The sequence below is a fragment of the Psychrobacter sp. AOP30-A2-5 genome, from assembly GCF_052378115.1.
In the GTDB taxonomy this organism is placed as follows: domain Bacteria; phylum Pseudomonadota; class Gammaproteobacteria; order Pseudomonadales; family Moraxellaceae; genus Psychrobacter.
The window spans coordinates 104693-127710 of record NZ_JBQSXK010000008.1; the positions used below are offsets into that span (position 1 = coordinate 104693).

At 41.3% G+C, this 23018-nt stretch carries 19 protein-coding genes and 2 pseudogenes; 16 read left to right on the forward strand and 5 right to left on the reverse strand.

Annotated elements, in window-relative coordinates; translation table 11 throughout:
• The first annotated feature begins 4 nt into the window (after positions 1-4).
• From secY to rplQ, 7 genes are all read left to right on the forward strand, one after another.
• Positions 5-1336, forward strand: coding sequence for a preprotein translocase subunit SecY (gene secY / locus ACT3S4_RS07910; protein WP_173936727.1), 1332 nt, complete (start codon positions 5-7; stop codon positions 1334-1336).
• 32 nt (positions 1337-1368) lie between these two features.
• Complete coding sequence (gene rpmJ / locus ACT3S4_RS07915) at positions 1369-1485, forward strand: 50S ribosomal protein L36 (protein WP_010196721.1); 117 nt, start codon at positions 1369-1371, stop codon at positions 1483-1485.
• A gap of 253 nt (positions 1486-1738) precedes the next feature.
• Positions 1739-2095: a 30S ribosomal protein S13 gene (gene rpsM / locus ACT3S4_RS07920; protein WP_021813384.1), complete on the forward strand. Its 357-nt coding sequence runs from the start codon at positions 1739-1741 to the stop codon at positions 2093-2095.
• Between the two features lie 20 nt (positions 2096-2115).
• Positions 2116-2505, forward strand: coding sequence for a 30S ribosomal protein S11 (gene rpsK / locus ACT3S4_RS07925; RefSeq protein ID WP_045454458.1), 390 nt, complete (start codon positions 2116-2118; stop codon positions 2503-2505).
• A gap of 48 nt (positions 2506-2553) precedes the next feature.
• Complete coding sequence (gene rpsD / locus ACT3S4_RS07930) at positions 2554-3195, forward strand: 30S ribosomal protein S4 (protein WP_010196731.1); 642 nt, start codon at positions 2554-2556, stop codon at positions 3193-3195.
• A gap of 80 nt (positions 3196-3275) precedes the next feature.
• Complete coding sequence (locus tag ACT3S4_RS07935) at positions 3276-4283, forward strand: DNA-directed RNA polymerase subunit alpha (protein WP_045446643.1); 1008 nt, start codon at positions 3276-3278, stop codon at positions 4281-4283.
• Between the two features lie 19 nt (positions 4284-4302).
• Positions 4303-4662: a 50S ribosomal protein L17 gene (gene rplQ, locus ACT3S4_RS07940; protein ID WP_021813387.1), complete on the forward strand. Its 360-nt coding sequence runs from the start codon at positions 4303-4305 to the stop codon at positions 4660-4662.
• Positions 4663-4740: 78 nt separating this feature from the next.
• On the opposite strand, the gene ACT3S4_RS07945 is transcribed toward rplQ, so the two are convergent.
• Both ACT3S4_RS07945 and ACT3S4_RS07950 read right to left on the reverse strand, forming a co-directional pair.
• Entirely contained in the window at positions 4741-5361 is a 621-nt protein-coding gene (locus tag ACT3S4_RS07945; RefSeq protein ID WP_201553310.1) for an L-threonylcarbamoyladenylate synthase, read from the reverse strand.
• Between the two features lie 218 nt (positions 5362-5579).
• Positions 5580-5921 (reverse strand): annotated as a pseudogene (locus ACT3S4_RS07950) (elongation factor P hydroxylase); the annotation flags it as partial.
• A gap of 359 nt (positions 5922-6280) precedes the next feature.
• Between ACT3S4_RS07950 and ACT3S4_RS07955 the strand changes: the two are divergent.
• The 5 genes from ACT3S4_RS07955 to ACT3S4_RS07975 all read left to right on the forward strand — a co-directional run bounded on the left by ACT3S4_RS07955 (position 6281) and on the right by ACT3S4_RS07975 (position 16080).
• Entirely contained in the window at positions 6281-7870 is a 1590-nt protein-coding gene (locus ACT3S4_RS07955; protein WP_298907834.1) for a class I SAM-dependent DNA methyltransferase, read from the forward strand.
• Positions 7860-9227: a restriction endonuclease subunit S gene (locus tag ACT3S4_RS07960; protein WP_298907832.1), complete on the forward strand. Its 1368-nt coding sequence runs from the start codon at positions 7860-7862 to the stop codon at positions 9225-9227. Before ACT3S4_RS07955 ends, ACT3S4_RS07960 begins: the two co-directional genes overlap by 11 nt.
• A 52-nt stretch (positions 9228-9279) precedes the next feature.
• Positions 9280-10119, forward strand: coding sequence for a hypothetical protein (locus ACT3S4_RS07965; protein ID WP_298907829.1), 840 nt, complete (start codon positions 9280-9282; stop codon positions 10117-10119).
• Positions 10120-10199: 80 nt separating this feature from the next.
• The gene (locus ACT3S4_RS07970; protein ID WP_298907827.1) at positions 10200-13382 is read left to right on the forward strand and encodes a type I restriction endonuclease subunit R; all 3183 of its coding nucleotides are present in this window, start codon (positions 10200-10202) and stop codon (positions 13380-13382) included.
• 340 nt (positions 13383-13722) lie between these two features.
• A complete protein-coding gene (locus ACT3S4_RS07975) occupies positions 13723-16080 on the forward strand; it encodes an AAA family ATPase (protein WP_298907824.1) in 2358 nt (785 codons plus the stop codon).
• Positions 16081-16163: 83 nt separating this feature from the next.
• Here ACT3S4_RS07975 and ACT3S4_RS07980 read toward each other — a convergent pair.
• Positions 16164-16331, reverse strand: a pseudogene (locus ACT3S4_RS07980) (recombinase family protein); the annotation flags it as partial.
• Between the two features lie 283 nt (positions 16332-16614).
• Here ACT3S4_RS07980 and ACT3S4_RS07985 point away from each other — a divergent pair.
• The 3 genes from ACT3S4_RS07985 to ACT3S4_RS07995 all read left to right on the forward strand — a co-directional run bounded on the left by ACT3S4_RS07985 (position 16615) and on the right by ACT3S4_RS07995 (position 20034).
• On the forward strand, positions 16615-17874 hold the full coding sequence (locus ACT3S4_RS07985; RefSeq protein ID WP_109592801.1) for an MgtC/SapB family protein: 1260 nt from the start codon (positions 16615-16617) through the stop codon (positions 17872-17874).
• 497 nt (positions 17875-18371) lie between these two features.
• Positions 18372-19064: a VIT1/CCC1 transporter family protein gene (locus tag ACT3S4_RS07990; RefSeq protein ID WP_109592155.1), complete on the forward strand. Its 693-nt coding sequence runs from the start codon at positions 18372-18374 to the stop codon at positions 19062-19064.
• A 238-nt stretch (positions 19065-19302) separates the two neighbouring features.
• Complete coding sequence (locus tag ACT3S4_RS07995) at positions 19303-20034, forward strand: IS1 family transposase (RefSeq protein WP_298907818.1); 732 nt, start codon at positions 19303-19305, stop codon at positions 20032-20034.
• On the opposite strand, the gene ACT3S4_RS08000 is transcribed toward ACT3S4_RS07995, so the two are convergent.
• Positions 20035-21143, reverse strand: a protein-coding gene (locus ACT3S4_RS08000) for an IS3 family transposase (protein WP_288727420.1) whose coding sequence is annotated in 2 segments (ribosomal slippage) — positions 20035-20945 and positions 20945-21143 — 1110 coding nt in all. Because the reading frame shifts where the segments join, the coding sequence is not laid out codon by codon here.
• 272 nt (positions 21144-21415) lie between these two features.
• Between ACT3S4_RS08000 and ACT3S4_RS08005 the strand changes: the two genes are divergently transcribed.
• The gene (locus ACT3S4_RS08005; RefSeq protein ID WP_058023639.1) at positions 21416-22480 is read left to right on the forward strand and encodes a 2,3-butanediol dehydrogenase; all 1065 of its coding nucleotides are present in this window, start codon (positions 21416-21418) and stop codon (positions 22478-22480) included.
• Positions 22481-22837: 357 nt separating this feature from the next.
• Here the strand turns inward: ACT3S4_RS08005 and ACT3S4_RS08010 are convergent.
• Positions 22838-23018 (reverse strand): ArsB/NhaD family transporter (locus ACT3S4_RS08010; RefSeq protein ID WP_444760854.1); only part of this gene is annotated, 181 nt, incomplete at its 5' end.

Sequence of the window (23018 nt, forward strand, 5' to 3'; positions counted from 1 at the left end):
ATCAATGTCATCGACTGGTATACCGCTCAATCCATTTGCATTCATACGCAAGTATGATGAATTATGGACGCGTTTATTATTCTTAATCGGCGCATTGGTTGTTTATCGTTTAGGGTCACATATTCCAGTACCGGGTATCAATCCGGTCAACTTGGCTGATCTGTTTTCGCGCAACGAAAACACCATTTTGAGCATGTTTAACATGTTCTCAGGTGGTGCACTAGAGCGTATGTCCATTATGGCGCTCGGCATTATGCCGTATATTTCAGCATCGATTATTGTACAGATGATGTCTGCAGTATTGCCATCGCTTGAAGCCCTCAAAAAAGAAGGCGAAGCGGGACGACGTAAGTTGAACAAGTATACCCGTCAAGGGACACTTGCTTTAGCCCTAGTACAGTCATTAGGAATGTGTGCTGGCTTAATCAGTCAAAATCTTACTTTATCTTCTGGTCTGACCTTTTATATTCCAGCGGTTACCTCATTGGTAGCGGGTGCTATGTTCTTGATGTGGCTTGGTGAGCAGATTACAGAGCGCGGCGTAGGTAATGGTATTTCAATGCTCATTTTTGCGAGTATTGTGGCTGGTACGCCAGGTATGATTTCGCAGTCTATTGAACAGGTCAATCAAGGACAAATGAACTTGATTGTACTGTTTATTTTTGTGCTACTAGGCATCGCGGTTACTGCTGGTATCGTTTATATTGAACGTGCTCAGCGCCGTGTTCCAGTAAACTATGCACAGAAGCAGCAACAAGGTCGCAAAATATATGCTCAGCAGCAGTCACATTTGCCGCTGAAGCTTAATATGGCAGGGGTTATCCCAGCCATTTTTGCCAGCTCGTTGTTGTTGTTTCCAGCAAGTTTAGGGCAGTGGGTCGGTCAATCAACTGATCCTACCCTTACACAAAAGATACTACAGAATATGGCATTGGTGTTGTCTCCAGGACAGCCGCTATATTTGGTTCTGTTTGGCGCGATGATTATTTTCTTCTGTTACTTCTATACGGCATTGGTATTTAGTCCACGTGAAGTAGCTGAAAACCTTAAACGTAGTGGTGCGTATATCCCAGGTATTCGCCCCGGACAACAAACTCAGCGTTACCTAGATCATGTATTAAACCGACTGACCTTTATTGGCGCGATGTATATGACGGTTATTTGTTTAATGCCAATGGTCGTCCAGTCATCGTTTGGTGTGCCGTTTCAACTCGGTGGTACGTCTTTACTGATTATGGTGGTTGTGGTAATGGACTTCATTTCGCAAATCCAAGCGCATTTGATGACCCATCAATATCATGATCAGACGTTAATTCAATCGCCCACTCAACCTTAAATGAGCGGTACGATATCTCAAAGGAGCATGCTATGAAAGTTCAAGCATCAGTTAAAAAGATTTGTGGTAGCTGTAAAGTTGTACGCCGTAAAGGCCGTGTACATATCATCTGTACAGCAGAACCTCGCCACAAGCAACGTCAAGGTTAATATTTAGTATTATAAAGTCTCAGACTTTTGTTACTATCTCAATTAATACTTGAAAAATGACGGCGGATGGGATATCATCCGCCACTTGCCGTAGTTTATGCAAAAACTTTTATAAGACCGTCAATGAATAGGCTTGTAATCAAGTCAAAGCAGCGATAATAATTATAAAAGCTTTAGTATTGACAGCAACAAATCTGAAAAATAAAGCCTTATTGATAAATAACGCTTATTTTTCTTTAATGGAGAGAAATCAATGGCTCGTATTGCCGGCGTAAACATTCCGGATAATAAGCATGCTGTTATTTCACTAACTTACATCTTTGGTGTAGGTCGTACCACTGCTCAGAAAATCTTAGAAGCAGTTGGCATTGCCCCTACTACTAAAGTTAGTCAGTTAGATGATACACAGTTAGATGCTATCCGTGCACAAGTTGCAAATTACATGACTGAAGGTGATCTTCGTCGTGAAGTGTCAATGAATATTAAGCGTTTAGTTGATCTTGGTTGTTACCGTGGCATCCGCCATCGTCGTAACCTACCAGTTAGAGGTCAGAATACTAAGAACAACGCTCGTACTCGTAAGGGTCCGACACGCCCTCTCAAAAGATAATTAACTTAGGAAGCTAAAAGATGGCTAAAGACACTCGTAGTCGCAAGAAAGTGACTCGTCGTTCAGTATCGGAGGGCATTGCCCATATCCATGCGTCTTTTAATAACACCATTGTTACGATTACCGATCGTCAAGGTAATGCACTGGCTTGGGCCACTTCAGGTGGACAAGGCTTCCGTGGTTCACGTAAATCTACACCATTTGCAGCTCAGGTTGCAGCTGAGGTCGCTGGTAAAGCGGCTCAAGAATATGGTGTTAAGAATATCGACGTTTTGGTCAAAGGACCAGGACCGGGTCGTGAGTCTGCGGTAAGAGCACTAGGTGCATTGGGTTATAAAGTTAACAGCATCTCTGATGTAACCCCAATCCCACACAATGGTTGCCGTGCGCCTAAAAAGCGCCGCGTCTAATATTAAAGACGAAGCTTTTTATCCCAAAAGCTTATAGGAGACATAACAATGGCCCGCTATATTGGACCAAAACTCAAATTATCACGTCGTGAAGGCACGGACTTAGGTCTTAAGTCTGGCGTTAAACCATACGACGTAAAAACGAAAAAAGCTGGTCGTCCACCAGGTCAACACGGTGTAAGCCGTAACAAGACCTCAGAATATGCTTTACAGCTGCGTGAAAAGCAGAAAGTTAAGCGTATTTATGGTGTACTAGAGCGTCAGTTTGCTAATTACTATAAAGAAGCTGCTCGTAAGCGCGGTGCTACTGGTGAAAACCTGTTAGCCATGCTTGAGAGCCGTCTAGATAACGTTGTTTATCGCATGGGCTTTGGCTCAACTCGCGCTGAAGCACGTCAGCTAGTCAGTCATCGTACTGTTATGGTAAAAAAAGCTGGCCGTGATGAGTTTGTTCGTGTGAACATTCCATCAATTCAGTTGCAAGATGGTGATGTCATCGCTATCCAAGAGAAGTCTCGCGAGCAATTACGTATTAAAAACGCAATTGAGCTGGCTACCCAACGTGGTATTCCAGAATGGCTAGATGTTGACCACAGCAAATTACAAGGCACGTTTAAACAAGCGCCTGATCGTATTGATCTACCTGCTGAAATCAACGAAAGCTTGATCGTTGAGCTATACTCTAAGTAATGACGTACTGCTCGATGTCGTGAAAACGGCATTGAGCAATTAACGTTAATTAAACCAGTTTAATAAATCGAGGTGACATCATGATGCTAAATGCAACTGAGTTTCTAACGCCGAATGCCATTAATGTGGATACGGTTAATGAAACGATTGCGAAAGTCACGCTCGAACCGTTAGAACGCGGCTTTGGGCATACCCTTGGTAATGCCTTACGTCGCATCTTGTTATCTTCATTACCTGGTGCTGCAGTCATTGAAGCTGAGATTGATGGTGTTGACCATGAATACTCAACGCTTGAAGGGCTACAAGAAGATGTACTTGACTTGCTTTTGAATCTAAAAGGCTTGGCTATTACGCTTCATGACCAAAATGAAGTATTTTTGACCTTGGATAAACAAGGTCCAGGCACTATTACTGCTGCAGACATCGCGTTACCGCATAATGTAGACATCGTCAATCCAGAATTGGTGTTGGGTACATTGAGTGATCGTGGTCATCTTAAGATGCGTTTGCGTGTAGTAATGGGTCGTGGATATGAGCCAGCAAACCAGCGCCGTGAAGATGGTGATACTAAAGCAATCGGACGTTTAAAGCTTGATGCAAGTTTTAGTCCTGTGCTTCGTGTTGCTTATCAGGTTGAGAACGCTCGTGTAGAGCAGCGTACTGATCTTGATCGTCTTATCATTGAGCTTGAAACTAATGGCACTATAGATCCAGAAGAAGCAATTCGTAAAGCAGCCACTATTTTACAACAACAGATTTCTATCTTTGTTGACCTAGAAGCTGAAGAAGCGCCTGAGCCTGTGAAAGAGAAAGAAGAGGTTGATCCGGTGCTATTACGCCCTGTGGACGATCTTGAACTAACGGTTCGCTCAGCCAACTGCTTGAAAGCTGAAAACATTTACTATATCGGTGATTTGGTACAACGTTCAGAGACTGAACTTCTAAAAACCCCAAATCTTGGTAAGAAATCATTAACGGAAATCAAAGACGTACTAGCGTCTAAAGATTTAGAGCTCGGTATGCGCCTAGATAACTGGCCACCAGCTGACCTTCGTGTTGATGATCGCTTTTCTTATCGTAGCCGTTAAACTTTAAGGATTTTTGACTATGCGCCATCGTAAGAGTGGAGTCAAGCTGGGTCGTACCGGCAGTCATCGTAAGGCAATGTTTCAGAACATGACTAACTCATTATTTGAGCATGAACTGATCAAAACAACTTTACCAAAAGCAAAAGAGTTACGTCGCGTTGCCGAGCCATTAATCACTATGGCTAAAGAAGACAGCGTTGCTAACCGTCGTTTGGCATTTAGCCGTATGCGTAGCAAAGCTATGGTAGGTAAACTATTTGGCACGTTAGGTCCTCGTTACCAGACCCGTCCAGGTGGATATTTGCGTATCGTAAAATGTGGTTACCGTGATGGTGACAATGCGCCAATGGCATATGTAGAATTGGTTGATCGCGACTAATTTTACAATAAGCAAAAGATGTATATAAAAAAGCTCCAATTCAATTGGAGCTTTTTTTGTGTTTGATGCTTTAGTTTATTACCGTAGTAGTGAATCTACATCCGCGGCACCTTGTCTGATAATTTCAGGCTGGCTACCAGTCATATCAACAATCGTAGTTAGTTTAGTGGTCTTTACACCTGCATTTATCAAACCGTCGATTTGATTGCCTAATAAATCCTCAATCTCAAAGGGATCATCTAGTATGTCATCACGGTTAGGCAGTATTAATGAACTGGTTAAGATAGGTTCATCCATGGCCTCTAAAAGCGCTTGCGCAATAGGGTTGCTAGGTACTCGAATACCGATGGTTTTTTTCTTCGCATGTGCCAATTTTTTTGGTACGTCTTTTGTGGCATTGAGGATAAAGGTGATGGGCGCAGGAGTAAGCGCTTTGAGCTGTTTAAATTGTATATTGTCCACTGCAGCATAGTTGGCAATTTCGCTTAAGTCACGGCACAGTAAAGTAAACTGGTGTTTATCATCAAGTTCACGAATTTGTTTGAGCTTATCGAGTGCATCCTTTGCTCCTAAGCGACAACCAAAAGCATAGCTGGTATCGGTAGGGTAGATAATGAGCTGGTCTTTACGTAACAGATCCGCCACTTGCTCAATCAGACGTGGCTGTGGATTTTCTGGATGAATATAAAATACTTGCATAGCAGTTCCTTATTTTATAATTATGGGTTTTTAAATGTGAGGTTTTTGACTAAGTAGAATATCGGTGGCGCGCATGCTTCTTTCACTCAGTTTACTAAAAAAGCATCACTGCCTTCCTAGTGTAGCGCAAAGCCAATATAAGTTTGATTGCAAGCCGTTACTATGCGTAGACAATCGTTAACATAAAAATACCGCACCTTTACGCTGATATGCTGCTGTTACTCTAGATCAGCTATAGAGACACTGAGTAAGGCGTGTAATAAAGTTTTAGCATCAGGTGGCAATATATTCGGCTTAGCGATGTATTGTTGCACTTGTCGGTAGACGTCATTTGCGAATGTACTATTGCTCGTATCAAAGTCAGCAAACAAATTATCTTGTGACACCTCAAATGATCGTTCACAAGCGAGAGTAAATAAACACTCTAACGCTTGTGGTTTAATCTCTACGCGCTCAAATGCTTGCTGCTGAGCGGCGGTACGCCCATCTGGTGCGTACCAGTAGCCAAAGTCAGGTAAACGTCTACGAGCCTCTCCAGCCACACACCAATGGCTTAGCTCTAGTCAACTCATAACTTTTAATGTACATGTGTGAGGCCTTGATATATATAAGGATACACTAAAAGCATAATATTCTGAAATTTCAATAAAAAATGTACATTAGCTCATTAAAAAGTTAGCTGATGTACATTTTTTTAATTAAAGAATTATCACTTATACTCAATACTGAAGAGGAGGTTATCTACCTCCGCACTTCAATTTTCTTATGATAAGATGAAGGCTAATAAGATTGTCTTAGTGTAACTACTATAAAATATCAAAAACTTATATTTTGGTTAATAATAAATGAAGCTTCCTTATAGAGCTAAGCATGTACTCACCTTCTAAAACCAATAAATACCAATCGAGAATAAAGAAACATGGCTAAAACACCTGCAAATAAGAACGACAATATAAAAGATGGTCGCTTTGAAGAAGCCCTTTGGGATGCTGCAAACAAGCTACGAGGTAGCGTCGAATCATCAGAATATAAGCACATTGTTTTAAGCCTAATTTTCTTAAAATTCATTAGTGATACCTTTGAGCAGCAAAGACAGAAGCTTATCGATACGGGCTATGAAAAGCATATCGATATGGTGCAAGCTTATACCAAGGATAATGTGTTCTATTTGCCGGAGGAGAGCCGTTGGAGCTTTATCCAGCAGAATGCCAAACAAGAAGACATCGCTCTTAAGATCGACACGGCGCTTAGCACCATTGAGAAGACCAACCAATCGCTTAAAGGCGCACTGCCGGATAACTACTTCTCTCGTCTGGGCTTAACGGCCAGTAAGCTTGCGGCTTTGATTGATGTGATCAATAACATCGATACCATCGGTAACCCAGAAGAAGACACAGTAGGGCGCGTGTACGAGTATTTCTTAGGTAAGTTTGCCGCGACTGAAGGTAAAGGCGGTGGTGAGTTCTATACGCCCAAATCTGTGGTCAATCTCATTGCAGAGATGCTGGAGCCGTACCAAGGCAAAATCTATGATCCGTGTTGTGGTTCAGGCGGTATGTTCGTCCAGTCCATTAAGTTTATCGAGAGTCACCACGGCAATACCAAAGACGTGTCTATCTATGGGCAAGAGTATACCAGCACGACCTACAAGCTCGCTAAGATGAACCTTGCTATTCGTGGTATCTCTAGCAACTTGGGCGATGTGGCAGCCGATACGTTCTTTAAAGATCAGCATGAAGACCTCAAAGCGGACTTCATCATGGCAAACCCACCTTTTAACCAGAAGGATTGGCGTGCCTCTGATGAGCTGGTCGATGATCCACGCTGGGCAGGGTATCCAACACCGCCAACGGGGAATGCCAACTATGCATGGATATTGCACATGATATCCAAGCTCTCTGAGCATGGGACTGCTGGTTTCGTACTGGCAAACGGCTCAATGTCTACCACCACCAGCGGTGAGGGTGAGATACGCCAGCAGATTATCGAGAATGATTTAGTCGATTGTATGATTGCGCTACCGGGTCAGCTGTTTTATACCACCCAAATCCCCGTGTGCTTATGGTTTATCAGTAAAGACAAACAAGCCACGTCAGCTGATAGTCAAGCAAAAGGGCTGCGTAATCGTAGTGGTGAGACGCTATTCATTGATGCGCGCGCTATCGGCAGTATGATTAGCCGCACTAACAAAGAACTCACTAAAGACGATATCGAGGCGATTGCCAAGACGTATCATGCATGGCGTGGAGAGAAAGAAGCTGGTGGCTATGAAGCCTATACAGACGAAGCAGGCTACTGTAAATCTGCCACGCTTGATGAGATCAAAGCCAATGACTATGTACTCACTCCTGGGCGTTATGTTGGTGCTGCGGCAATAGAAGATGATGGCATCCCGTTTGAGACTAAAATGCTTGAGCTAAGCCAAACGCTATATGCACAGATGCAAGAATCATCAAAATTAGATGAAACCATTCGTTATAACTTGGAGGTGTTGGGTTATGGCGAATGATTGGGTTGAATATGAAGTTTCAGAGTTATGCGAGTTGATTGTTGACTGTGTAAACAAGACAGCACCTAAAGTTGATTATGAAACACCTTATAAAATGCTACGTACTACAAATGTACGTTATGGCGTTGTAGATACTCAAAACTGTAAGTATGTTGAAGAGCATGTTTTTGAAAAATGGACTAGGAGGTCTGAAGTCTTAAAAGGTGATATTCTTTTGACAAGAGAGGCACCGATAGGAGAAGTTGGTCGTATCACCGTTGATGATAATCTATTTTTGGGACAGCGACTAATGCAGTATAGAGTTAATCCTTCTCTTTTAGATTCTAGGTTTCTATTGTATTCATTCCTTAGCCCTTATTTACAACATCAATTTTACGTGCATGAAGGCACTGGTTCTGTTGTCAGTCACATTAGAGTTGGAGACTGTTTAACATTCAAAATCCCAACGCCACCACTCCCAGAACAAAAAGCCATTGCTCATATCCTTGGCTCTTTAGATGACAAAATAGAGCTAAACCGCCAAATGAATGAAACGCTAGAAGCAATGGCGCAGGCGTTGTTTAAGAGCTGGTTTGTGGATTTTGATCCTGTGATTGATAATGCGCTCGCGGCTGGTAACGCCATTCCTGATGAGTTCGCTGAACGTGCCGAGCAACGTAAAACGATTGAGAAAAAGAATAAGTCAGATATTCAGCACTTATTCCCTAATGCGTTTGAGTTTACAGAAGAAATGGGGTGGATTCCAAAGGGTTGGGGAGTTAGTAAGCTTGGTGAGTATATTGAAGTAAAACGTGGTGGCTCTCCTCGACCAATTCATGATTATTTAGTACCTAAAGGATTACCTTGGGTCAAAATAAGTGATGCGACTGCTAGTAATTCAAGATTTCTTGTTGAGACGAAACAATTTATTAAACCTGAAGGATTAAATAAAACGACTTTATTAAAAAAAGGCTCGTTAATTTTATCAAATAGCGCCACCCCTGGCTTACCAAAATTTTTAGATTTAGATGCTTGTATCCATGACGGCTGGTTACATTTCCCGAAGAAAAAAATATTTACTGATAATTATTTATATCAGCTTTTTTTAGTTGTTAGACAGGAACTCTTGATGCAAGGTAATGGTAGTGTATTTACTAATCTAAAAACAGATATTTTAAAAAACCATATGGTAGTAGTGCCTAATATCGATGTTTTAAACTATTTCGATAACTGGATAAATTCATTTCATAATAAAATTCATGCTGTTCAAATAGACGTAGATAATTTATCAAGAATCCGCGACACCCTTTTACCTAAGTTAATGTCAGGCGAATTGCGTATTTCTGATGCTGCTGAACTTGTGGAGGAAGTAGTATAGCTTTTGACAGTAAACGGTTATCTTAAAAACATAAGAATTAATGGAATCTAGTATGAAAAAGCCGTTACTTAGTTTAGCGCTCAGCTTAGGCGTTCTATCTGCGGCTCCTGTAATGGCTGCCGCTCCTGCTTTCTCAGCTAGTCAAATGGCTCAAGTCAAAATCAAAGACTTAAGCTTTAAAGAAATTATGCGTCAGTTTTACAATGGTCAGATGTTCGATATTCATGTGGATCATATGGAAGATACACCGTATATCGGCTTGGGAAAATACGATGAGGTTGGAAGGGCAACTATTGCCTTAATGCTTCCTGTTATTCAATATAAAAATACAGCAGGTGAAGATCGTTATCTGATTATCATTGAAAAGACACATGTTTCTGATGGAGAAATTGACTCTTGTCATATCTGTAAGGCAACAGCGGATTTATACAGCTTTAAAAAACTGAAGAGTGGATTGTTTCAGTTAGTGAGTCAAACACCAAAGAACGTAGAGGAATCGGGTAGCAATGGAAGTGCAGGACTTTATGCTGAAGATATTAAAAATGGTCTACAGCCGTTAGGGAAGAACCTAGTAGGAAGTATGTTTACGAATTTCTATATGGGTCAAGGTGCAAGGGATGACTGGTGGAAAGCTTTACACCTACCTGAGAATGATTTTATTAATGTTTATTATGTCGGTGATGCTGGCTCAAGCAATGCTCGTTATGATGAAGACTCGCCTTTGTATTATGGTTATGAAGGGACTTTAAAAGTACTGTCGGACAATACCACTTATTATCCCATTATGTTGACTTACAAAGGCGAAAAGCTTACTGAAGATGATGAGCGTATTGAGCATGTTAACTACAGTGAAATTGTGAAATTCAATCCGATTAAAAAAGAGTATGAATAACCTAGTGTTGTCGTATTTCTTCTAGATTAGCATAGTAATTATTGAGAAAAAAATAAAGCATAATAAAAAAGGACGAAGCATTGAAATTCACCGAAGACAGACTTGAGCAAGCCATTATTGAATTGTTAGCAGCTGAGGGCTATCCACATACGGTTGGCGAAGCACTCGACCGCAATCCTGACGATGTGCTGATTAAGTCTGATCTTCGACAGTTTCTGGCAACCCGTTATAAAGATGACTTGATCACAGAGTACGAGATTGAGTCCATCATTCATAAGCTTGAATACCTTCCTGCCTCCGACCTTTACGATACCAATAAAGCCATCATGAAGCTTGTTGCTGATGGCTTTACCCTCAAGCGTGAAGACTATACCCAAAAAGATTTATACATCCAGCTGATTGATTATGAAGCACTCGATAACAATCGCTTTCGCATCGTCAATCAGATGGAGATACAAGGCTTTGAGCTGCGTATTCCTGATGGCATTCTCTATATCAATGGCTTACCACTGGTGGTGTTTGAGTTTAAAAGCAGCATCCGTGAAGATGCCACCATGTTTGATGCCTATACCCAGCTGACCACTCGGTATAAGCGCGATATTCCAGAGCTATTTAAGTACAACGCCCTATGTGTGATTAGTGATGGGGTCAATTCAAAGATGGGCTCGTTCTTTGCGCCTTATGAGTTCTACTATTCCTGGCGTAAAGTCACAGGCGATGAAAAGCTTGAGAAAGACGGTATCCACTCCTTATTGACCATGATGAGCGGTTTATTTGATAAAACGCGTTTGCTCGATGTCATCCGTAATTTTATTTACGTACCTGACAAATCAAGCAAGGAAGAAAAAATCGTTTGTCGCTATCCGCAGTATTATGCCGCCACCAAGCTATACGACAATATCAAGCAGCACATGAAGCAGCTCGACAGTCATGGCAATTTAATTAACAATAATGGCTTACGTGACGGCAAGGGTGGTACCTACTTTGGCGCGACTGGCTGTGGTAAGAGCTTTACCATGCTGTTTTTAGCCCGTCTACTGATGAAAGACTTGGCGCTTGGTAGTCCAACCATCATCTTAATCACTGACCGCACCGATTTGGATGATCAGTTATCCAAAACCTTTACCAATGCCAAGACCTATATCGGTGATGAGAATATCATCAGTGTCGAGAGTCGTGCTGAGCTAAGAGAAGAACTCAAAGGTCGTAAGAGTGGCGGCGTATTCCTAACCACCATTCACAAGTTTACCGAAGACTTAGCACTACTGACAGAGCGTACCAACGTCATCTGTATCTCTGATGAAGCGCATCGTAGCCAAATCAATCTCCAGCAAAAAATCACCGTTACCGAAGATGGCGTCAAAAAGACCTACGGCTTCGCTAAATATCTCCATGACTCTTTGCCTAATGCCACTTACGTCGGCTTCACGGGTACACCGATTGATGCCACTCTCGATGTATTTGGTCCAGTCGTTGATAGCTACACCATGGTTGAGTCGGTATTTGATGAGATCACCGTGCGTATTGTCTATGAAGGTCGCGCCGCTAAAGTGCTACTCGATAGCAAACAGCTTGATGAAGTCGAAAAATACTATCAAGAAAGCGCCGACGCTGGCACCAATGAATATCAGATCGAGAAAAGTAAAAAAGCCATGGCCAGTATGTCCACCATTCTTGGTGACCCTGACCGCATTAGAGCTATAGCAGAAGACTTTGTTCAGCATTATGAAGCACGAGTCGCTGAGGGCACTACACAAAAAGGCAAGGCTATGTTTGTCTGTAGCAGCCGTGAAGCTGCCTATCAGTTATATAAAGACATCATAGACCTGCGTCCTGAATGGGATGAGATAAGAGCGTGCGAGGAAGGCTCAACCTTATCGGAAAGTGATAAGAAAAATGTCAAACCGATGGAGCGAGTCAAAATGATCATGACTCGTAACAAGGATGACGCAAAAAGCATGTGGGATAATCTTGGTAATAAAGACTACCGCAAAGAGCTAGACCGTCAGTTTAAAAACGGCAAATCGAACTTTAAAATCGCCATCGTCGTCGATATGTGGCTCACAGGCTTTGACGTACCTTTTCTCGATACCATCTACATTGATAAACCTTTGCAAAAGCATAGCCTGATTCAAACCATCTCACGGGTCAACCGTAAGTTTGAAGGTAAAGAAAGCGGCTTAGTGGTTGATTATATCGGCATCAAAAAACAGATGAACCTGGCGCTCTCGCATTACACCGGCGGTCAGATTCAAAACCTAGAAGACATCCAAAAGTCAGTGGTAGTGGTCAAAGACCATTTAAACCTACTGGATACGGTCTATCATAAGTTTGACTCCAGCCTGTACTTTAACGGCACGCCACTACAGCAACTGAACTGCTTAAACGCTGCCGCTGACTTTGCGCTGCAATCTAAAAAGTTAGAAAAACGTTTTATGGATTTGGCCAAGCGTTTAAAGTCTGCCTATGATATCTGCGTCGGTAGCAGTGAGCTTACCAAGGCGCACAAGGACAAGATTCATTATTACCTAGCCATTCGTACCATCATCTTTAAAATCACTACGGGCGGCGCGCCTGACGTTGAGCAGATGAACCAGAAGGTACGTGACCTAGTTAAAGACGCACTGCTGAGTGATGGCGTAGAAGAGATCTTTAAGCTCGGTGATAACACCGACGGTGAAATCGATATCTTTGATGAAGACTACCTAGCCAAGCTTGAAGTGATTAAACAGCCCAATACCAAGTTAGAGCTGCTACAACAGCTACTCGCAAAAGCGATTGGTGAGCTGAAAAAGACCAACAAGGTCAAGGGCATCGATTTCAGTAAGAAGATGAATGCCTTAGTCGAGAAGTATAACGACCGTGACGAGCAAGATGTACTGCGCGCCGAAGTCATCGGCGACTTCTCTGATGAGATCATAAAGCTGTATCACGAGCTGCGCGAAGAGATGGCGTCGTTTGGTGAGATGGGTATCGACTTTGAAGAAAAGGCGTTTTACGACATCCTGCTGTCACTGGCACATAAATACGACTTTACCTATCCCGAAGACAAGCTGATTGAGCTGTCTAGAGAAGTGAAAAAGCTCATCGATGAGAAGGCTAAGTATACGGATTGGAACAAGAAAGAGGATATCCGAGCTGAGCTACAGTTTGATTTGATGGTATTGCTCGATGAGTGGGGCTATCCACCAGTTGATTCAAAAGAAGTCTACAAAGAGATATTTGAGCAGGCTGAGAATTTTAAGAAACATCGGGTGGTTTAGATATACTCATACGTAATTTATGTATGATCTCTTTGATTTTGAAGATGCTATAACGATAATTTAATGATGTCAGTTATTGTTGCCTGACTCAAGTAAACCTGCCTCCGATATAGTCGGGGCGGTTCACTGCCTATTTTGAGCTTAGTTTTGGGGTTTGGGGTGTCCCCAACGTGTTTTGAGAACTGGGATAAATGAGCTGATATGTGAAAAATATTACAGTCCTCGGAAACGCACTCTTAGTAAGAGGAACTTAACCATTGTGCTAAAAAAAATATTTCCTTAAATTATAGTTTAACTAAGTGGTAGCATAAATGGAATTATGCTTAAGAGGCGACTGGATATGATTACAAGAGTTACGTTAATTGAGAACACAGGTAACTATCAGAAATTCTCTGATGGTAACGTGAATTTTAATCCTGTAACTATTATTTATGGTGAAAACAGGAATGGAAAAAGTACTTTTTGCGATATATTTCACTCGCTCGCTTTAAATGACCCCAAAATAATTATGGACAGAAAATCAATAAATCCATCTAATTTGACTAGCCAAGCACAGCAAAAAATAAAAATCCAGTTTTCTACTGATGACGATAGAAAAAAAATTGTAGCCTTTACAAATGATTCTTGGGATTCTCATCTTCCTGATAACTACCAATTACATGTTTTTGACCAAGCTTTCATTTACAGAAATGTTATGGCAGGTATGACATACAACAGAGACAACTCTAAAAATATTTCAAGCTATATTTTAGGTGAAAATTCAGTAAAATTTGAAGAATTAGAGGTTGATAATCAGAAGCTAAGAGGGGTTAGGGATTCAATAAGAACACTTACCAACAAGTTTCATTCCCATAACATACATAACATCGATGATTTTATAGCTTCTCCCTTATCGCCATTATCTCTTGTAGAGATTGATGAAGAAATTAAAAATTCTAAGGAATTACAGCAAAGAATTAGTACTCAGATCACCAATACTATTCAAGTTAGCAGAAGATCAAATCTTGAAGAAGTGATCAGGCATAGAGCTATAGATACGGCGCTAAAGTCTATAAATGACTGTCTAGGCTTCAATATGGAGAATGTGCACGAAGCTTCTAAAGAAGCTGTTGCTAATCACAAGATGAAAGTTGGCAGCCCAAACCTATTTGATGCTTGGGCTGCTAAAGGTATTACTCATCTAAAAGATGATTGTCCTTTTTGTGGACAGGAATTAGAGCAAGAAGCTCAGTCCTTGATTGAAAACTATCAAACTGCTTTCGATGATAATTTTCAAAATTTTGTAGCTCAAACGAAATCAAAAGCTAATTCTCTAAAAAGAAAGTCTTTGATCAGTACAAATATAGAAGATATTAGAGAGAAACATGATAGGAATTTAGCATTTTTAGATACTTATATTGAAGCTGATATTAGAAGTGAATTAGAGACACACGAGTATATAAATCAGTTGATGACCTGTTTTCAAAGCATAGAGCTAGCTTTATCTGATTTATATCATACTAATAATAATGTCGCTAAAACCATAGAAAACGACCTTAGTTACAAGTACGAAGTTCCTTACAGTTCACTTCCCCCTATAGATTTTACGCAACTAAAGAGCAAGTTCTCTATATTTGATAATTCAATTGCTGAATATAATAGCGTTAAAGATAAAATTAACGTGGAACTAGAACGATTTAAGGCATCACAGAACACCGTAGTGCTACAGAATTCAGTGGATAATGAGGCAAATGCAGAGAAACTGCTTCTATCTCAAAGAAAAAGACTTGATATGAACGAGGATTGCATAGAATTTTCTGGTTTATGCTCTGATCTGCAAGCAGCTGAGGATGAATATAAAGAGCGCAAGGCCAAACTGGAGGAAGATCAAGAGGAATTCTTGAACAATTATTTTGATGAGATAAACAGGATTTTCTCTAGCATTGGAACGAAGAATTTTGAAATATCTAGAGGTACTAACAATATTGGAACGAGAACTGTCTATGAATTAAAAGTCTCTTTTAAAGGAGAGAATATAAATAAAGATAAGTTTCATTGCATATTTAGTGAATCAGATCGCAGAGCGCTAGCTCTTTCTGTTTACTTCGCCAAAATTAATAAGCTACCTGAGGATGAGAGATTGAAAGCTATTTTAATTATGGATGATCCTGTTACTAGTTTTGACAGTGAGAGAATTACCAGTATTTTAGGAATACTATATAGATTAAAATCTCATGTTAAACAATTGATTGTTACTACACATTATAAAGGTATGGCTTCATCTATGATGATGAAGTTCAGTAAGGAAGCTAGTGCTATAAAAATCATTCAAACACAGAATGGATCAATACTAAAGCAGGCAACTGAAGCTGAAATGACTGAAACAGCACATAATAAACGCTACAATGAAATAATGGATTTTGTAGAACGTAGGACAAATGAAGATAAAATAGAACAACTACGTGTATTCGTCGAAGCTGAGATGAGAAGTCGCTATAAACGACAGCTTATCTCGCTTAATTTAAACGAAAAAAGTACTTTTAATGATTGTTTAAAAGCCTTGAAAGACAATAGCTATATTACAGAAAGTAGTTTTCTGTCACTTGACGATCTTCGAGGTTCGCTAAATGTTCCATCACATAACATACAACATAGATCTCTTGAAGACTCCAGATCGTATGCAGAAGATATGATGAAGACCATATACAACGAAATTTGACAGAGATTTGAGCGTCCAGTGAGGTCTTTTGATAAGATAGACAGCTTTTTTTCTGATAGCATTCTTTTGAGAGTATCCCAATCAGCTTGGTTCAAACGCGCCAAGCGGTCAATTTGCTCAACTAAGATCACATCGCCCTTATGAGCATCTTCAATCAGCTGCATAAGCTTTGAACGCACCAAGATAGCTCCTGATTCGTTTTCGACATAGAAAGCAGCAATTTTGTGGCCATGATCGTTGGCAAAGGCTATGAGTTCGCTTTTGGCACGCTTAGCTTAGCGTCTTGTTCTTTGGTAGACGCTCGTAGATACGCTCTGATAAACATAAACACCTAAAATAGTCTGTTCTAAGTGGTTCCATTATAGCGGTCTATTTTAAGTGGTCTGTTAATAGGTTTGAAGGGTGGGATAGCTGGTTCCCTTGGGGTATAGATCGCTAAGACCGGTGTGGTTTGATTTTTATCATCAGGCTGCGTAATCAAAATTTCCCAAGTTCAACTGTACGGATTTGACAGCAGGGGTCATAGAGAGTGGGATGAATTTCATAATAGAAAATACATTTACGATTGAACCTATCCAAAACTTAATTACTGCATCTACTGCAGCATTAGGTTGTGGACTACTCATTGGTCTAGAAAGAGAGCGTAGCAAACAACGTGAAAATCAACACAGCTTTGCAGGTATTAGATCTTTTGCAATTTGCTCTTTATTAGGGGCAATTTGCTTTGCTTTCGGTTTATTTATGGGGCTCATAGGAGCATTGATAGTAGGTGGTATAAGTATCATCTCTACTAATAAACAAATTGAAGATCCAGGTGTAACCACTGAACTTGCTTTTATACTCACCTATTTTATAGGCGGACTATGTTTATGGCATATTCCTTATGCAGCGGCACTTACAGTCGTCCTTACTTTCCTTCTAGTGACAAAGCATTCAATGCATGGAGTAGCGGTTAGATGGATTACTGAGCGTGAATTTAAAGATGGTATCTTTTTACTGGCCTTGCTTTTAATTGCACTTCCTTTAACCCCCAATAGGGATCTTTGGGGTTCAGTACTAAATCCTTATATTATTTTAAAATTATTGATATTGATTTTAACCATTCAAGCACTAGCACATATGGCAAAGAGGCTTTTACCATCACGCCACGCCATGTTTTTATCTGCTTTAGCATCAGGATTTATATCCAGTACAGCCACGATTGCAAGCCTTGGAATAGAAGTTCGTCAGGGTCGTGCAGATGCAAAAGAAAATGCTGGAGCTGCGCTTATATCATGTGTCGCAACAGTGGTACAGCTTCTTATTATTGTTGCAGGTGTAAGTTTTAGCTGGCTTAAAATTTTATTATTCCCCTCTATTATTGCCATGATAGTTTTAATTATTCCTGGGATATGGTTGATGAGAAAAGCTCGATCCGAAGAGAAAGCTAAGTTAACTGATACACCCATGTTTAGTTTAAAAGAGGCAGGTATCATTGTAGTCACACTTACTATTATTCAAGTACTTGTTTATGGTTTAAGTTTATGGCTGGGTGACGCCGGTCTTATCGCAGGAACCGTACTGAGTTCTATGTTTGAGGTGCATGCAGCAATGGCTGCTGTAGTCATGCAAGGGAACCCAACTAACCCTATTTTATTGCTCGCCTTATTATTGGGTTTAGCGACACATGCAATTTCTAAATCAATTAATGCGGCAATTACGGGTGGTTTTCAATACGCACTTGCTTTTGTTCCAATCCAAATTATTCATATGATTGTTTTAATTATCTTGATATATACTATGACAAATAATTAAAAAAACTCGGTGGTGTGTCAGAAAGTATACTGGGGAATAAAGGAGGGTGACAGCCGAGGCAAGATGATATATTTGAGTAGATATCAGCTGCCCCGACTGTCACAGTCCCAGTTTAAAGAAACCCCGATATTAACAACGTCACCTAAGGAAAGTAAACTTCATACCTCAGTCTTCTACACTATATAAATAGTAGCATATAGAGCTTTCTCGACTCATAAGATTTAAATAAACCCATAGTAATTATAGATATTAATAATATTTCGAGCACTATAATATTGAGGGATCCACTACCTAATAAGTTATAGTGCAGATTGTATAGGTTAACTGATCTCTAATATCGCTCTCAAATTCGGAACTGAATCTTTAACTTGATTAAAATTTGAACAATTCTTGAAGCCTTGAAAGCCCTATAGAATCAGAGAACTTAGCATAGATTTCTTATTGATTTTATCGCCAGCATACTTTTTAGAACACCACCGTATTTTTTGAGGATGTCTATGTCATACTCTATTCACGATGAGCCGCACCTAAGTAACCGGAGTCAATGGCTCAGAGCAGCGGTACTTGGCGCCAATGATGGACTCATTTCTACCGCCAGTTTACTGGTTGGTGTTGCCGCCGCAAACGCGAGCAGCCAAACCTTATTACTGACAGGATTGGCGTCACTGACTGCAGGGGCTTTATCGATGGCGGCTGGTGAGTATATCTCTGTGTCCTCACAAGCAGATACTGAAAAGGCTGATTTAAAAAAAGAGCTTTACGAGCTGGCGCATAATCCTGAGCGGGAGCTTGTCGAGCTGACAACAATTTATAAGCAGCGTGGACTTGATCAAGACTTAGCACACCAAGTTGCTGTCGCCTTAACTGAGCACGATGCACTTGAGGCTCATGCTCGTGACGAGATAGGGCTAACTGAAATCAGTCAAGCAAAGCCCCTGCAAGCTTCCATTGCCTCCGCATTGGCCTTTAGTACTGGTGCCATATTTCCTGTCATCGGCATCTTGGTGTTTCCAGCCCAGATCCTTGTTTGGTCATTGGCCGCGCTGACCATAGTCGGCTTAGTCCTACTTGGCATGGTATCGGCGCGCTTGGGCGGTGCACCCACTCTCCCTGCTGTCACTCGCGTCGTCGTGTGGGGTGTATTGGCCATGGTCGCAACATCACTTATTGGGCGATTACTTGGGGTGTAGCAGATTCAATTTAAAAGTATGACAGTTTTATTTTCAAATGACTAGAACGGTTTAGAGCCCAGTTTATTTTTAGCGCTCATTACTTTTTCGTAACGCATCCTAGAACGATACGTCTGTATCAGCGCGCGTTTGTAAGTAAAGACCTATTAAGGTATTCAAAAAGTGGTGGTGTGTCAGAAAGTATGCTGAGGAGATGAAAGGAGGGTGACAGCCAAAGCAAGATGATATATTTGAGGTTATGAAGACACAAATACAGATCAATTGCCCCGACTGTCACAGTCCCAGTTTTTCGATACACGGCAAAAAAAGCTATGGCAAGCAGAACTATCAATGTAAGGACTGCAAACGCCAGTTTATTGGCGATCATGCCCTAACTTATCACGGCTGTCACTCTAGAATAGAAGATAAAATACGGCTAATGACAGTGAGAGGCTGTGGCGTCAGAGACATTGCTATTATAGCCTCAGTTAGCATTGGTAAAGTGCTTAGCACCATAGGCTCATCTGTTTATAAGATTGCGCCTAAGAAGCGCTATTATGAACGCTTAGAGGTTGATGAGTTTTGGACTTACGTGTATCGCAAGAAGCGTAAAGTTTGGCTTATTTATGCTTATGACCGCGCTACCAATGAGATTGTCGCTTATGTCTGGGGCAAACGTGACCTGAAAACAGCTAAGAAGCTAAGAGCCCGTCTTAAACAACTGAAAGTCAGCTATGGCTCTATTAGCATGGATAACTGGGATAGCTTTATAACCGCATTCAAGCCTGACAAGAAACAAATCGGCAAGCAGCATACGGTAGGCATAGAAGGTAATAACTGTCGCCTTAGGCACCGATTGCGACGAGCCGTTCGAAAGACCTGCTGCTTCTCAAAGAAGTTTGATAACCACTTTAAGGTGTTTGATTTGGTATTCTTCTATGTCAATGACCCCTGCCGTCAAATCCGTATACATAAACTTGGGAGATTTTAGTTACGCAGCTTGACGATAATAATCAAACCACATCTGTCTTGGCGATTTATAGCTCAAGCCCTTTTGAATCCTAGTCTGGTTGTAATATAGCTCGATGTATCTAATGATATCGGTAATGGCGGCAAATCTAGTTTTATAATCCTTATGATATACCAACTCATTCTTCAATATGCCCCAGAAGCTTTCTATTGGAGCATTGTCGAAGCAATTACCTTTAGCGCTCATTGAACCTGTAAACTGATGCTGCTTAACGATCTTGTGGTAGGCATGGCTGCAATACTGGCTGCCTCTGTCAGAGTGAACGATTAGCCCTTTGTTTGGACGTTTATTCCTGATGGCCATGTTCAATGCGCGACAGACCAAATCTGCGGTCATGCGTTTGTTAATAGCGTAACCGACCAGCTCTTTGGTATATAAGTCTTTGACTCCCGCTAAATACAACCAGCCCTCATGTGTCCAGATATAAGTAATATCGCTTACCCATGCTTGGTTAGGGCGATTGGTGTCAAACTTCTGATCGAGCACGTTTGGATAGACCAGTTTGTGATGATTAGAGTCAGTGGTGACTTTAAAGCGCTTATGACGACGGCATTTGATGCCGTGTTCCTCTTTGATGCTTCTGACCATGTATAGACTAATATCATACCCTTGCTCGGTGAGCGTTGCATGCAGACGCTCAACACCATAGCGCTCATGAGTCTCACTATGAGCGGCTTTAACTAGTAGCTCGCACTGATTACGGTGTACCTGCTGACAGCTGATATCACGACTCAGCCAGTCGTAGTAGCTCGATGGTTTAACGCTAAGTACGCGGCACATCCTACTGATGCTAAAGATTTGCTGGTTGTCTTTGATAAAGGCGTACTTTACTAACTGTTTTTCGCGAAGTACGCCGTCGCCTTTTTTAAGATCTCGCGCTCCTCTTCGGCAACTTTAAGCTGTCGCTTTAGGCGTTTTACCTCTTCAAGCGCACTCATAAGTTCAGGGTCATACTGCTTTGTTCCTACAAGCTTGCCTTGATTGGCTTTGTTATGCCAATTTGAGAGCGTTTGCATCTCTATTTCGAGCTGCTGAACAGTTGCACTCAAGTTACGATTGTTGTCTGTTATCTTTTTGACAGCTTCTACTACAAATTGACTGCCATGTTATGCCCTTTTAATGCCATAAATCTGATATCGTTCTCTTAGGCTTATATGTGTGTAGCTCACGGTTGCAATCTTGCTTTGGCAGTGGATAATGATTTTGAGGTTAGGGCATCTATGCCTATTTTTTATCTGCTCAGCCAAATATTTACAATCATCCATTATGGCTACGTTTGATGCCAGCATAATTTTTGATGCACCATCCAATATTTTTTTAATGACAATCAAAGGAGATTTATATGAAAGCGGCACGTTTTTATGACAAAGGCGATATTCGTATTGAAGATATTCCAGAGCCTACTGTAGAGTCGGGTACCGTTGGAATCGATGTCGCTTGGTGTGGCATCTGTGGTACCGACTTGCATGAGTTTATGGAAGGTCCTATTTTTATTCCCCCTTGCGGTCATCCTCACCCAATCTCAGGAGAGTCTGCCCCAATCACTATGGGTCATGAATTCTCAGGCGTCGTTTATGCTATTGGTGAGGGTGTTGATGATATTGAGATCGGTCAGCATGTCGTGGTTGAACCATATATTATCGCTGATGATGTTTCTACCGCGCCTGGTGAGAATTATCACTTATCAAAAGATATGAACTTCATTGGTCTTGGTGGTCGCGGTGGTGGTTTGTCTGAAAAAATTGCGGTCAAGCGCCGCTGGGTACATCCTATCTCTAATAAAATACCATTAGATCAAGCAGCCTTGATTGAACCGTTAGCCGTTGGCTATCATGCTTTTGTGCGCAGTGGCGCCAAAGCAGGTGATGTTGCTTTGGTCGGTGGCGGTGGTCCGATTGGATTGTTATTGGCGGCAGTTTTAAAAGCCAAAGGCATTACCGTCATTCTCACTGAATTGAGTACCAAGCGCAAAGAGAAGGCTAAAGAAAGTGGGATTGCCGATTACATTTTAGATCCGACTGAAGTAGATTTGACTGAAGAAGTCATGATGCTTACGGATAACCGCGGTGTGGACGTGGCTTTTGAATGCACCAGCGTCAATAAGGTATTGGACTCGCTGGTTGAACTTACTAAACCTACTGGTGTGGTTGTGATTGTCTCTATCTGGAGCCACCCAGCTTCCGTAAATGTACATAGCGTAGTCATGAAGGAGCTCGATGTACGTGGGACTATTGGTTATGTAAACAATCATCAAGAAACCATCAAATTGGTCGAAGATGGCTTAGTGAACCTTGAGCCCTTTATTACTCAACGTATCAAATTGGATGACTTGATTGCTAAAGGCTTTGAGACTTTAATTCACAACAATGAATCAGCAGTGAAAATTATTGTGAACCCGAACCTGTAAATAGTAAGGCAAGGGATATCCGGCTAGCTAGGTGGTTTTAATCCGTACGTTAGAATTTACCAAACCTCAAGTTGCCCAAATCTACCTAGGAAGCCTTAGACACACTGATCCCTGCTGTCAATCCCGTACACTTAAACTTGGGAGATTTTAATCAGACAACTGGCGGAAGTTTTTTAGGGTATACCCTAGCGAACCAGTCAAGTGCTTTCACTGGTTCGGTTCCCTAGTGAGGACTTGAACATAAGGCTGTAGCTAAGTGATATCGGTATATTGAGTTATTTAGGTAGTCGCGGTGTACTTCATGGTGTACTTATCATGTATATTCTGTTCGTGATCGGTGCGCTATACAGGCACCGCTTAAACGCTGGGTAACATAGGTAACCAAATCACTAAGGCTAAAAGCGTTACGAGTAGTACAGGTGGCGTGATTAATAAGCCAATCTTCATATACTGACCCCAGCTGATTTTATAATCCTTTTCCGCCAGTACATGTAGCCATAACAATGTTGCTAAGCTACCAATTGGGGTGAATTTTGGT

Excerpts from the sequence above, each read along its gene's own strand:
- ACT3S4_RS07985 (WP_109592801.1), top strand. The coding sequence starts at position 16,615 with ATGAATTTCATAATAGAAAATACATTTACGATTGAACCTATCCAAAAC.
- ACT3S4_RS07935 (WP_045446643.1), top strand. The coding sequence starts at position 3,276 with ATGATGCTAAATGCAACTGAGTTTCTAACGCCGAATGCCATTAATGTG.
- rpmJ (WP_010196721.1), top strand. The coding sequence starts at position 1,369 with ATGAAAGTTCAAGCATCAGTTAAAAAGATTTGTGGTAGCTGTAAAGTT.
- ACT3S4_RS08005 (WP_058023639.1), top strand. The coding sequence starts at position 21,416 with ATGAAAGCGGCACGTTTTTATGACAAAGGCGATATTCGTATTGAAGAT.
- rpsM (WP_021813384.1), top strand. The coding sequence starts at position 1,739 with ATGGCTCGTATTGCCGGCGTAAACATTCCGGATAATAAGCATGCTGTT.
- ACT3S4_RS07945 (WP_201553310.1), bottom strand. The coding sequence starts at position 5,361 with ATGCAAGTATTTTATATTCATCCAGAAAATCCACAGCCACGTCTGATT.
- ACT3S4_RS07990 (WP_109592155.1), top strand. The coding sequence starts at position 18,372 with ATGTCATACTCTATTCACGATGAGCCGCACCTAAGTAACCGGAGTCAA.
- rpsK (WP_045454458.1), top strand. The coding sequence starts at position 2,116 with ATGGCTAAAGACACTCGTAGTCGCAAGAAAGTGACTCGTCGTTCAGTA.
- ACT3S4_RS07995 (WP_298907818.1), top strand. The coding sequence starts at position 19,303 with ATGAAGACACAAATACAGATCAATTGCCCCGACTGTCACAGTCCCAGT.
- secY (WP_173936727.1), top strand. The coding sequence starts at position 5 with ATGTCATCGACTGGTATACCGCTCAATCCATTTGCATTCATACGCAAG.
- rpsD (WP_010196731.1), top strand. The coding sequence starts at position 2,554 with ATGGCCCGCTATATTGGACCAAAACTCAAATTATCACGTCGTGAAGGC.
- ACT3S4_RS07955 (WP_298907834.1), top strand. The coding sequence starts at position 6,281 with ATGGCTAAAACACCTGCAAATAAGAACGACAATATAAAAGATGGTCGC.
- rplQ (WP_021813387.1), top strand. The coding sequence starts at position 4,303 with ATGCGCCATCGTAAGAGTGGAGTCAAGCTGGGTCGTACCGGCAGTCAT.
- ACT3S4_RS07965 (WP_298907829.1), top strand. The coding sequence starts at position 9,280 with ATGAAAAAGCCGTTACTTAGTTTAGCGCTCAGCTTAGGCGTTCTATCT.
- ACT3S4_RS07975 (WP_298907824.1), top strand. The coding sequence starts at position 13,723 with ATGATTACAAGAGTTACGTTAATTGAGAACACAGGTAACTATCAGAAA.
- ACT3S4_RS07960 (WP_298907832.1), top strand. The coding sequence starts at position 7,860 with ATGGCGAATGATTGGGTTGAATATGAAGTTTCAGAGTTATGCGAGTTG.